This is a genomic window from Pedobacter africanus, assembly GCF_040548825.1.
GTDB lineage: Bacteria > Bacteroidota > Bacteroidia > Sphingobacteriales > Sphingobacteriaceae > Pedobacter > Pedobacter africanus_A.
Map to the genome: position 1 here is coordinate 1 of NZ_JBEPSL010000003.1, position 12,598 is coordinate 12,598.

Annotated in this window: 11 protein-coding genes; 7 read left to right on the forward strand and 4 right to left on the reverse strand. The window is 40.8% G+C overall.

What is annotated here, in order from left to right:
• The 5 genes from ABIE26_RS15660 to ABIE26_RS15680 all read left to right on the forward strand — a co-directional run.
• On the forward strand, positions 1 to 3,238 hold a 3,238-nt coding region (locus tag ABIE26_RS15660), incomplete at its 5' end, for a beta strand repeat-containing protein (RefSeq protein ID WP_436410406.1).
• Positions 3,192 to 4,592: a gliding motility-associated C-terminal domain-containing protein gene (locus ABIE26_RS15665; protein WP_310143426.1), complete on the forward strand. Its 1,401-nt coding sequence runs from the start codon at positions 3,192 to 3,194 to the stop codon at positions 4,590 to 4,592. The genes ABIE26_RS15660 and ABIE26_RS15665, both read left to right, overlap by 47 nt.
• A 35-nt stretch (positions 4,593 to 4,627) precedes the next feature.
• Positions 4,628 to 5,596 carry a PorP/SprF family type IX secretion system membrane protein gene (locus ABIE26_RS15670; protein ID WP_310143428.1) on the forward strand — a complete coding sequence of 323 codons (969 nt, stop codon included), beginning with the start codon at positions 4,628 to 4,630 and terminating at the stop codon, positions 5,594 to 5,596.
• Positions 5,597 to 5,649: 53 nt separating this feature from the next.
• A complete protein-coding gene (locus ABIE26_RS15675; protein WP_354376068.1) occupies positions 5,650 to 7,611 on the forward strand; it encodes an OmpA family protein in 1,962 nt (653 codons plus the stop codon).
• Between the two features lie 52 nt (positions 7,612 to 7,663).
• The gene (locus ABIE26_RS15680) at positions 7,664 to 7,858 is read left to right on the forward strand and encodes a hypothetical protein (RefSeq protein WP_310143431.1); all 195 of its coding nucleotides are present in this window, start codon (positions 7,664 to 7,666) and stop codon (positions 7,856 to 7,858) included.
• Positions 7,859 to 7,894: 36 nt separating this feature from the next.
• On the opposite strand, the gene arsB is transcribed toward ABIE26_RS15680, so the two are convergent.
• From arsB to ABIE26_RS15700, 4 genes are read right to left on the reverse strand one after another with little or no spacing between them, the layout of a single operon-like run.
• A complete protein-coding gene (gene arsB, locus ABIE26_RS15685) occupies positions 7,895 to 8,971 on the reverse strand; it encodes an ACR3 family arsenite efflux transporter (protein WP_310143433.1) in 1,077 nt (358 codons plus the stop codon).
• A 2-nt stretch (positions 8,972 to 8,973) separates the two neighbouring features.
• The gene (locus ABIE26_RS15690) at positions 8,974 to 9,594 is read right to left on the reverse strand and encodes a low molecular weight phosphatase family protein (protein ID WP_310143436.1); all 621 of its coding nucleotides are present in this window, start codon (positions 9,592 to 9,594) and stop codon (positions 8,974 to 8,976) included.
• A gap of 23 nt (positions 9,595 to 9,617) precedes the next feature.
• Positions 9,618 to 10,085: a DUF6428 family protein gene (locus ABIE26_RS15695; protein WP_310143437.1), complete on the reverse strand. Its 468-nt coding sequence runs from the start codon at positions 10,083 to 10,085 to the stop codon at positions 9,618 to 9,620.
• Positions 10,086 to 10,141: 56 nt separating this feature from the next.
• Positions 10,142 to 10,471: an ArsR/SmtB family transcription factor gene (locus tag ABIE26_RS15700; RefSeq protein ID WP_310143440.1), complete on the reverse strand. Its 330-nt coding sequence runs from the start codon at positions 10,469 to 10,471 to the stop codon at positions 10,142 to 10,144.
• 241 nt (positions 10,472 to 10,712) lie between these two features.
• On the opposite strand from ABIE26_RS15700, the gene ABIE26_RS15705 reads away from it, so the two are divergent.
• Both ABIE26_RS15705 and ABIE26_RS15710 read left to right on the forward strand, forming a co-directional pair.
• Positions 10,713 to 11,315: an RNA polymerase sigma-70 factor gene (locus ABIE26_RS15705; protein WP_310143441.1), complete on the forward strand. Its 603-nt coding sequence runs from the start codon at positions 10,713 to 10,715 to the stop codon at positions 11,313 to 11,315.
• Positions 11,316 to 11,407: 92 nt separating this feature from the next.
• Positions 11,408 to 12,583 (forward strand): FecR domain-containing protein, encoded by a 1,176-nt coding sequence (locus ABIE26_RS15710; protein ID WP_310143442.1) that lies wholly within the window; start codon positions 11,408 to 11,410, stop codon positions 12,581 to 12,583.
• The last annotated feature ends 15 nt before the right edge of the window (positions 12,584 to 12,598 follow it).

Here is a 12,598-nt window from a genome sequence, read left to right on the forward strand (position 1 = left end):
TGTAGATACGACAACTGGTTTAACCTATATCAAAACAGGTGGTACATGGACAGCAGACGGTGGAACATTCAAAGGACCACAGGGTGCTACTGGTGCTGTTGGTCCGCAAGGTGTAGCTGGTCCGCAAGGTGTTGCGGGCACTAATGGTACAAACGGGACCAATGGAACGAACGGTAAATCGATGCTAAGCGGAACAACAGTTCCCGGAGCTGGTACAGGTGTTGATGGCGATACATATGTAGATACGACAACTGGTTTAACCTATATCAAAACAGGCGGTACATGGACAGCAGACGGTGGAACATTAATGGGTCCAGATGGTGCTATGGGGGCAACTGGTGCTCCTGGTGTTGCTGGCACTAATGGTACAAACGGGACCAATGGAACGAACGGTAAATCGATGCTAAGCGGAACGACAGTTCCCGGAGCTGGTACAGGTGTTGATGGTGATACGTATGTAGATACGACAACTGGTTTAACCTATATCAAAACAGGCGGTACATGGACAGCAGACGGTGGAACATTCAAAGGACCACAGGGTGCTACTGGTGCTGTTGGTCCGCAAGGTGTAGCTGGTCCAACTGGACCCCAAGGCCCTGCGGGAACTACAGCTGCGGTTACCGCAGACAATGGTTTAACTAAAACTACAGATAATATTCAATTGGGTGGACTGTTAGTTAAACCAACAGTTATCACTGCAGATGCCACTAATACGTTAGCTATCGCTGGACTACAAGCCGGCTCATCAACAGATAACCTGTTAGTAGCTGGGATAGACGGGGTGCTAAAATCAGTGCCATTCGCTTCGGCCGCTATCGAACCTTGGAATGAACAAGGTACAACTACAACAAAAGCAACAACCAATAGCCAAAACATTTATCAAAATGGCAGGGTAGGTATTGGTAACTTCGGCTCAGCTGCAACTACTAAGCAATTCGAAGTAAAAGGTGATTTTAAATCAGAGGTGATATCTGGTAACACTTCGTTTGGAACCGAAGTAGCTAGCTTTACTAATCCACTGGGAGCCATGCACTATTGGCAAAACAATACCAACGGAGATTTCAGAGTATCAACTGCCAATTCTACTTCAGCAGCATTATTAGCTAAAACCGGTACGACAACCAATACCATAAGTGCTGAAGAAACTCAAGCCGCATTATCTTCACAGGATGGTACCAACTCGTTATCGGGTATAAGATCAACTAACACAGGTAACTTTTTCATGGAAAGTTATAATGTTACTGGCAATTTTGGTTCAACGTTATCATTACAAAATGATGGCATGCGCTTAAGACATACCAATACCAATGGAGCAGCCGATCCGTTCCCCCTAAATAATAGTTCGGAGATTTTCATTCAAAAAATAAATGGGGTACGCTTTAATTTCAGAGATGCGGGCGCTGCTCAAACTGGAGAGTATTGGTTTCCAACAACCAGTGGTACCGCTGGTCAGATCATGACCCAAACTGCATCGGGAAAAATGGTGTGGTCAAGTCCTTCTGGACTTGTAACAGAAGTAGATGGAGTGATTGGTAATGAGGTGACTAATGCCACTACGAACGGCGGTTTAGCACGTGCCGGTGCCGGAACAGATGTTAGTCCTTACACATTGGGCTTAACGCCTGGATCAGCTACAGGAAATGTAATGACTTGGAATGGCTCTGCCTGGAACCCAGCAGCTCCTGTTAATATTTACAATGCAAACGGTACATTAATAAGTAACAGAGTAGTAACTTTAGATGGAAAAAGCCTTAGGTTTACTTCACCTGAAAGAGTTATTAGGTTTGATCCAAATGGCCGTATTGGCTCTGAGGCACAAGGTAGTAATGATGCAGATATATATGTGAGTTCTGGTTCTGGATCTACTTATAACCGCTTTGATATTCAGGCGTGGCCTACAAGTGGTGAGGTTAATTTAACAGCAACAGGGGCGGCTAGCCAATTGGCGATAGCTACCCATCAGACAACACTTCCATCGCCGATAACATTTTCAACAAGTCCAGGAGGTGCTTCGGGAGTTGAAAGAATGCGTATTACCGGAACAGGAAATGTAGGTATAGCTACCAATGATCCTTTAGACCAATTAGATGTTGGAGCTGGAAATGTGCGAATTAGGGACATCAATGGTTTGGCAGGTAATACAGCTACCGATCAAATGGTAGTGGCTGACGTTGATGGGGTGTTAAAAACCGTTCCGGTAACTGACTTAAATACTAATCTTTATACTACCAATGGAACTTTGGCAGCTAACAGGACGGTGAATATGGATTCGAAGGATTTGACTTTTTCAACAGCTGGCAATGGTAGTATCCAATTTAGCACAGACATTGCTGGTATGGCAAGCCAAAACATCATTGGTACAACCACCAGAGGAAACTTAACCTTAACTGGAGGCAGTGCAACAGTAGATTTATATGTTGATAATGCTGGTGCTGCCCAGTTAACTTCAAGAGGCAATGCAACCGCTTTACATGTAGGAACAACTACAGGAGAAGCTAAGCCATTAAATTTAGTTACTAATGGGCTCACAAGAGCTACGGTAACTGGAACTGGGAATTTGGGTGTTAATAATTCATCTCCTACGGAAAAATTAGACTTGAATGGTATAGCAAGACTTAGAGGCCTACCTCTTAATGGCGCAACAAATGCTATAAATACACAATCAAACGGGGCCGCCTCTGCAACACAAGATCAAACTTTTACTGCAACAAGAACCGTAGTTGCTGATGCCAACGGGGTTTTAGGATATGTGCCGGGTGTGTCAACAGATGCGGGAATTCCTAAACTATTGGTGAGTGCAGGGGTACCCGGAGTACAAACCATAAATGGAGGGGCTATGTTAGTGGGTAGGTTCTCTGTTGAAAATTTAGATGTTTACAATGCCTGGAATACATCTGATCCGAACAACAACTTTTTTACAGTTCCTGCTAATATGGGAGGCATATTTGTACTTAGTATGCAAACCTCACACACACATACAGCAGCTTCCGAAACAAATAACTCTTGGAATACAATTGCTTCTTTTCAGAAAAGTACAGACAATGGCGGTAGTTGGCAGAATTTAGTACAGGATACTCAGGCCAGCAAAACTACTTCAGAGATAGCCAATGGGAATTCATTGAACTGGACTGGGCTTTTGGGAGCCGGGGATCGGATTAGAGTACGGTTTAGTTGTAGTGCAGTTGCATCCAATGTCATTGACCTTGGCTCGCTTAGTATTACAAGAGTTAATCAATAATAAGAAGAAGGATCATAATATACAGAAGTTAAAAATAGTGTTAGATCATTTTATAAAAATGAAAAACTATAAATACCAAATTATCCTTTTTTTTAGCCTGCTATTTAGCTTAAAATTTCAGGCTGCTGCCCAAACCGGATCTGGAAGTATGACTGTTGATAATTCAATTATGACAGTTTCTGCCGGAACTACGGAACAGCGTTTCAGCGAGGGTACTTATTTTGGCCCTAATGCAGTCTGGCAAATTGACGGTACATTAGAAATTTACAGCAAGCATATTTGGATTGCACCGGGAGCTACTTTTAATGGCTCTGGCAAAATTGTGATTTACAATCCAGGCGATAATCCATTTTATACCTCAATGGGATCAGGTCCAAGTCATATTGATGGAAATAATGCTGGCTTTATAAACCTTTTGCTTGAGCACCGTAATTCTAACAATATCAAATTGGATGATGTTAGTGACCCAGGTTTTGGAATTGCTAATCCGGGTGGTGCCTTATCGGCTACTTTAAATATCGGGGGAACTTTGGATCTTGCGGTGAATGGTGCCGATGTAATTCTAAATGGTCAGAATTTAGCTTTCAATAGTAGCGGAAAAATCACCAACTACAGTAAAGACCGTATGGTTGTTACCAGTAATAGTATTGTTGGCCATATGATCAAAGAATATGGTGGTAAAGATTCATTTGTTTTTCCAGTAGGTATTTCTGAAGGAGATTATACACCAGCAACTTTAACCCCTCAAAATGCAGCTAAGCTATACGTAAGTGTACAGGATTATGCTGGTGCAGGTAAAGCCATTAAAAATCTGTCAACAGGTATGGATCGCGTGTGGCACATTTACGGCTCGCCTGCAACAACGCTATCGATGACCTTGCAACACAACAGTTTTACCAATGGCAATCTTTTTAAGGATGAGAATGCTGCAATTTCCCGCTATCTTACCGCAGACAGGTGGGACCTCTTAAAAGGTTCCAATCCATTCCCAGGGGTGCATACCCGAAACGATGTAGAGATTTCTGCTGATTTTGCAGCTAACGCAGGTTTCTTTACCAAGCTGGCTGTTTCAGGGGTATCATTATTTGTTCCAAACCTATTCACACCTAATGGCGACGGCAACAATGATACTTTTGAAATACGAGGGTTAGAGCTGTTTGCGCAGAACGATCTGACTATTGTAAATCGCTGGGGCAATCAGGTCTATAAATCTGATAATTATCGAAATGATTGGACCGGAGAAGGATTGAACGAAGGTACATACTATTACATTCTTCGTGTGAAAGAGGGTACCGGGGGTGACTGGCAGATATTTAAAGGGTACATCACCTTAATCAGGGCTTTTAAAAATTAGTTTCAAGTGGGTAGGAACGATCACAATTGAAAAACATGAAAAGAATATTACAGATATTTACCGCGCTCCTTTTCTTCTCCAATTTGGTTAAAGGCCAGCAGGATGCACAGTTTAGCCAATATATGTTCAATGGAATTTATATTAATCCAGCTTATGCCGGGTATAGGGAGCAGTTAAATATTCATGCATTTTACCGAAATCAATGGACCGGAATTACCGGGGCGCCTAAAACCATGTCGTTAGCAGTTGACGCTATTGCCAATGATGGAAATGTTGGGCTTGCACTACAAATTTCAAGTGACCGTTTGGGTGCCCAACGCAATGAATCCGTGTTTGGCAATTACGCCTATAGAATACGCATGAATAGTGATGGCTCTGCAAGATTAGCGTTCGGTCTTGGTTTCGGCGCTATTCAACTAGGGATTGATGGAGCCAAATTAAACCCGAACGATCCTGAAGTGTATCAGCCAACAGGAGTTCAAAGTACAATTTTGCCCGATGCGAGAGTAGGTGTTTATTTTTCGAATGATCGTTTTTATGCGGGTCTGTCAGTGGATAATCTGATCGCTCAATATATTGATATTGATCGTTATGCGTTTATCCCACAACCCAGGCCGCATTATTATTTAACTGCAGGTGTGTTGCTGCCGTTAAACGAGGGTGTTTTATTGAAGCCATCGTTTCTGCTAAAAGATGACAGGGGAGGTCCAACCAGTTTAGATATAAACACTTTCGTGATTTTGGCAGATAAGTTTTGGGTAGGAGGTTCATATCGTACCGGTGTGAAGTTGTACAATAAAGATTACCTGCAAAAGAACTTGAGTCAGCTGAATTCAGTAGTTGCAGCGGTACAATTTTTACCAACGGAGAACTTTAGGATAGGTTATGCGTATGATATTTCTATTGGTCCACTTCAAGGTTACAGTGCAGGTACTCATGAAATCTCCATAAGCTATTTCTTCAATAAAAGATATACAAGAATGCGTACGCCGAGATATTTTTAATTTCTGCTTAGCGCTAAATGTAATTTAAATCCCTGAAGAGGAAAATGAAAAATATGAAAAAGAATATTTACAGATTATTTCTGGCTGTTACCGTATTGTTCGCTCATCAGACTACTGTATTTGCTCAATATGCACGGCTTGAGGCTGATAAACAGTATGAACTTTATAACTTCAGTAAAGCGATTGATTTGTATGAACTGGCTTATAAAAAGAAACCGACCTTACATGCGGCTGAAAGGCTGGCTCAGGCTTATAGCTACCAGAACAATTACAAACAAGCTGAAAGCTGGTATGCAATCGCTGCTGGAATGTCGAACACCAATCCGGAAAATGTTCTCCATTACGCCAAGGCATTACAGCAAAATTCAAAATATGCTGAAGCAAAAGCGCAATATCAGAAGTATGGTGAATTAAACAAGGATGTTGATCCAAAAGAACAAAATCTTTGGTTGTTGAGCTGCGATTCAGCCGGGTTTTGGATGAAAAACCCTGCAACAGTGGTCATCAGCAATGAAAAAATACTCAATACTCCCCAGTCAGACTGGGGGGCTACAGTGTATGGGAACAGTATTGTTTTTTCTTCAGACCGTGGAAATACATCAGCCGATAAATTATCTGGTAATAGACCGTTCTTAAAGTTCGATGGAACTAAGAAACCCGACCGAACTGTTTATGGCTGGACAGGGAACCATTATTTAAAACTGTATGAAAAAGATGAAAATCAGGATAGCGTTTTTAGTTTCAATTTAAATGCAAATACAGATTATCATGTTGGGCCGGCAAGTTTTAGTAAAGATGGGAAGGAAGTTTTTTTTACCTTAAGCAAAATACCTAAAAAGCCAGTTTATGTTAATGGAAAAATAGCAACTGTTAACCTCGAGATTTATTCGAGTAAAAAAGATGCAGATGGTAAATGGGCAAGCCCTATCCCTTTTAAGTATAACAAAGTAGATGATTACTCCGTTGGGGATCCATTTATAACTTCAGATGGAAATAGTCTTTATTTTGTATCCAACATGCCGAACGGACTTGGGGGAACAGATATTTACATGTGTCAACGCACCAGTGCCGGTGACTGGGGATTGCCGGTAAATTTAAAGGAGATTAACACTAAAGGCAATGAACGGACACCGATATTGGATAATGAGCATAATCTGTATTTTAGTACCGATGGCCGGGTAGGAATGGGTGGATTGGATATTTTTAAAGCTCAGTTACTGAATGGGAAATTTGCCGGACCAAAAAACCTGGGTTATCCCACAAACTCTCCGCAAGATGATTTTGCTTATTTGAAAACTTCGCCATTAACTGGATATTTTACCTCAAATAGATCAGGTGGACTTGGCAGCGACGATATTTATAGTTTTACAGAGCAGCAAATCTTTGCGCTCAAATTGATCGGCAGTGTATTTGATCGAAAGACTAACCAACCATTAGTAAATGCTATAGTTACCCTTTCTAAAATCAATGGTCAAACGCTCAAAGTTCAAACTGATGAAAGTGGTAATTTTAGGTTTAATCTCGATAAGGAATCTGATTACAACCTGACAGGAGAAAAAAGCAATTACAGAGCCGATGTTGCATCACTTACAACAATTAATTTAACCGCCTCTGCTGAGATTAGGAGAGATCTTTATTTAGAGAAAATTGAATTGGAAAAAGCAATTAAGATAGAGAATATTTACTACGATTTTGATAAATCCAATATCCGGCCGGATGCAGCGGTTGAACTCGATAAGCTTGTTAAGATTCTGAAAGACAACCCAACAATTTGGGTAGAACTTGGATCGCATACCGACAGCAGAGGCAATGATCAGTATAATCAGTGGTTGTCTCAGCGGAGGGCAAATTCAGCTGTTCAGTATATCATTGATCACGGCATCGGTAAAAATAGAATAACAGCGAAAGGCTATGGCGAAAGCAAGTTGTTGAATAACTGCTCAAACGGAGTGAAATGTTCAGAGGCGGATCATCAGTTGAACAGAAGAACCGAGTTTAAAATAGTTAAACAATAAACAAGAGGTTGGCTTTTAGATACATATAGAAAAGTCGAAGCCTGTCGGAGAGATGGATATGAAAAATAAGCTAAGAAATAAATTTGATGCTGCTGAAATAGAAACCGATCGTTTGCTTGCCCTTGTTGATATTGTTGTTGCAATTAATTATTATGGTATAACTGAACTGTTGGATACAATTGGAGAAGAAAATCTCAGGGCTCATCTCGAATTGGATAAGTCTCACCAAATTGACTCCCCGACATAGGCTTCATGACACATCCTGGCAATCCACCCATAATCCTTAACTAATCGGTACGGTTTTGTAGTATTTTTTCCTAAACCAAAAAGCAAGATTTACCAAAGCGATTAATGCGGGCACTTCAACCAAAGGGCCGATTACCCCGGCAAATGCCTGTCCTGAATTGATACCAAAAACACCAATGGCAACAGCAATAGCCAGTTCAAAATTATTTCCCGTTGCAGTAAAGGCAATTGAGGTGCTCTTAGAATAATCAGCACCAAAATAACGTCCTGCAAAAAAGCTGATCACAAACATGATAGAGAAATAGATAACAAGTGGAATAGCTATTCTTAGTACGTCCATAGGGATCTGAACGATAAGTTCTCCTTTCAAACTAAACATTACTACTATTGTAAAGAGCAATGCAATTAAAGTAATTGGGGAGATAAGGGGTATAAATTTGTTTTGGAACCAATCTTCTCCTTTGATAGCAATCAATGCATACCTACTGATCACACCCATCGCAAATGGAATGCCCAAATATATCCCTACACTTTTAGCAATTTCGGAAATAGTGATATTTACATCTAAACCTTGCAGACCAAAATATGGGGGAAGAACCGTAATGAAGATGTATGCAAACACACTGTATAATAATACCTGGAAAATGCTGTTTAAGGCAATTAATCCGGCAGCATATTCACGGTTTCCTTCCGCAAGTTCGTTCCAAACTACAACCATAGCAATGCACCTTGCTAAACCAATCAGAATCAGTCCAACCATGTATTCAGGATAGTCACGTAAAAAGGTAATGGCAAGGAAGAACATCAATATCGGACCAATTACCCAGTTCAATATTAAAGATACACTCAATACCTTGGTATCTTTAAAAACTTTGCCCATTTGCTCATATTTCACCTTTGCCAATGGCGGGTACATCATCAGGATTAGCCCGATGGCCAATGGAATATTAGTTGTGCCGCTGGAAAAGGAGTTGATAAATCCTGATGAGGATGGAACAAAAAATCCGATAGATACACCAATGGCCATTGCCAGGAAAATCCATAGGGTTAAGTAACGGTCAAGAAAACCCAATTTTTTACGCTCTGCCGCAGGGGCACAAGTATTTGCAGACATATTTATTTGATTTGTGAAAACACGTAAAACATTTCAGTTGCTATCTGCAAGCTTCTTTCCTGATACTTTTCTGCTTGTTGTGGCGTATTGTCAAATGCTTTTGGGTCATCAAACGTTATTGGAATACGCTTTTCCGCACCGGGGATGAATGGACAGCCCCCATCGGCTTGTGAGCAGGTCATTATTGCAGCAAATGCACCTGAAGGGTTAAATTCATGATCATAGGTCTTTGAAAAACCGATGACAGGATGTTCGTTATCGCTATACTTTATGGCATATATGGGATTATTCCCTTCGGCAATAACCTGAATTTTAAAACCTGTATGTTTCAAGGTTTCGGCAACTACAGGAAACAACGCTGTGGCTTCTGTTCCCCCTGAGTAACAAAAGACATTTTTAATGCCATAATAAGCGGCCGCTGTCTGCGCCCAAACTTGTGAAAGATGACTTCTGCGTGAATTGTGTGTGCAGATCAAATTGAGGCGCACCTCGCTTTGAGTACTGTGTTTGTCCTGAATAAAATCAATTAAGGGCTGTAACAAGGCCCTGCGATCTGATGCGATGCTATCAAACTTGAAAGTGCTCACCACACTTTCAAGTTCCTGGAAAAGTTCTGTATTCATTGTTATATTTATCGGTCTTAAAACTAGCAGCATCCGCCACCCGGAGTACAAGTTGAACCTGAAGCCAGATTTACCATTTCAATTTTTTGTTTTTCAGCCGGAACACCACATTTATCCGTTGCTAAACAAGCTGTTTTCTTCGCTAGTAAAAGAAAGTTATTTCCGTCAAATCCCAGGTCATACTTACCAATAGTTTCTGCCTGATATTCCACTTCAATTTCTAAATCTTCCATTCCCAAAACCCGCTCTGAAAGCAAGATAATATGCAGTAATTTGCCAGCTTTTAAACGGTGCTCATAATCATTCGCATCCCACAACTGGAAATTAGCCACTTTTTCATGGCGTACAGTCCCTCCGCAGTCTATAAAGTCTTTTGTAATAATTCCAACCTCGGTTACATGAAAATGCTCCGGCACCGAATTACCATTTTCTAATTTAAAATTTACTCCTTCAGCCGTAGCAAGGATTTCTTTTATTTCTGATAGTTTCATAATTTATCTATTTATAGTATTATTGCAATTTAACGATTGATATAGGCAAAAAAAGGTTAACAACAAGTTGTTTCACCTTTGTATTCGGCAAGAAAAGCACCCAATTGCTGCTCTAATAACTTCCATGTTTTTGGATTGATACAGTAACAGACACTAACACCCTCTATTGTTCCTTGTATTATTCCTGCGTTCTTTAATTCTTTTAGATGTTGTGAAATGGTTGCCTGTGCCAATCCCAGTTCCCCAACAAGATCACCGCAAATACAGGTATTGGAAATCAATATCCTTTGCAGGATAGCAATCCGCGCAGGATGAGCCATTGCCTTTAATAAGGTAGCAAGCTGATTCTGGTCGTCTGTAAATATTTCTGTTTTTGTAAGTCCCATAATTTTATATCGTAATATTACGATATTAATATGAAGATGCAAAATAAAATTGATTATTTATTTAACTTAACGATCTTCATCTTCAACAAGGGGAGTCAATTAATAATTTTTCGAAAAAACATTGTCAGGTCCTCAATCAGATTTAGTGAGAGAAACATTGATCAGTTGTTCTACATTTATACTTCGCTGGTCCCACTTAATTGTAAACTTTAACAACAGGATGTGTATCTTTACAATAGGGATGAATATAAAAGTGGATAAGGTTGACATAAAAAATCCGGCATTGCTTCATGAGTTCAATGATGGCGGTGACCTGGCGTTCAATGTCTTATTCCGCCATTTTTACCCTATGCTCTGCTTGTTTGCCGGAAGAATATTAGCTGACGAACAGGCTGCTAAAGACATTGCGCAAGAAGCGATGTTGAAAGCCTGGCAAATGCGTCAGAATTTTACGACCATACCAAAACTAAAATCCTTTTTATTCACCTGCGTTAAGAATGGTTGTCTGATGGATTTCAGGAAACAGAAATATCAGGAAAAATACCAAAGCCTTATGCAGGGAGCCGATCTGGACGACCAGAATGCATTAAAGGAGATCATTCAATCGGAAGTCGTGACCCGAATTTTTAGCCAGGTGAACACCTTACCGGAACAGTGCCGGAAGGTCATTCTGATGACTTTTGAGGAAGGGAAGAAGCCATCACAGATCGCTGAAGAAATGGATATCAGTGTAAGCACTGTAAATAGCCAGAAGATGCGCGGAATCACCCTGCTGCGCGGAAAACTATCCAGTGAAGATTTTCTGCTGGTAATAGCATTATTATTTCCAGGCCATTGGCATTAAGCCTGTCTAAATAATTCTTGAACTTTTTTCATTTTCTTTTGGACATATAAAGATTCCGTGCATTATAGTAGTATAAATGCGAAGATAAAGCTATGGACGAAAGAACCACAATATTGTCTGAAAGACTGTCCGAATTGATTTCGGGTTACCTTATGGGCACCTTAGGGGCTGAAGAGGTGGACGAAGTAGAAAACTGGATAAATTCTTCATCAGAAAACATGCAGATTTTTCGTGAAGTACTCAACGAAAAAGATTTGCAGGAAATGGGCAGGCAATTTAGACATATAGATGTTGAATCTGATCTTATGATTGTTCGGGCTAAGTTAGGTCCGGACCCAACAACCGACCGTCAAAGCACAGGCAAACATAAACTTTGGCGATACGGAATAGCCGCCGCAGTAGCAACAATAATATTTGGGGCGGGCTTGTTATATTTCAAAAACCAGCAACAAACCAGCCCGGAAATTGCACCCGGAAAACAAGGCGCTACCCTTACTCTGGCCAACGGAAAAAAAATCCGGCTGGGGGAAGTAAGCGATGGGAAACTTGCCAATGAATCCGGAGTTGAGATTAGCAAGCTGGCAAACGGTCAGTTGATTTATGAAATAAAAGAAAATTCAGCTGAATCCGTTAAAATTAACACGCTTACCACCGCCAAAGGTGAAACCTACCGGGTGCGTTTGCCCGACGGATCTTTGGTGTATTTGAATGCAGCTTCAAGTTTAACCTACTCTTCAGCCCTTAACGAGCGTGGCAAACGCAGCGTAAGGCTCGACGGCGAAGGATATTTCGAGGTTTCAAAAGATAAAAAACATCCTTTTGTAGTAGAAACCAGAGGACAATCGATCGAAGTTCTGGGAACACATTTTAATGTAAATGCATACAAAGATGAACCGCAGATTGCCACAACTTTACTGGAGGGTTCTGTGAAAGTTAGTGTCAAGGGAAAGACGCAGTTGATCAGGCCCGGTCAGCAGGTTGTTAATTATGGTGGCAGGCTTCAGGTAAATGAGGTCAGCCTTGATGACATCACAGACTGGAAAGAAGGGGATTTCTTCCTGAATCACGTAGATTTTAAAACTGCAATGCGTAAAATCGCCCGTTGGTACGATGTGGTAATCGTATATGATGAAGCAGTTCCCGAAGATTTAGAATCAGGAGGCTGGATGTCCAGACGTAACAATTTGTCAACCGTATTAAAAGCCATTGAAGATACGGGGCTGGCAAGGTTCAGAATTGAGGGTAAAACGGTTCATGTTTTCAAATAACATCCCTGGTTGATA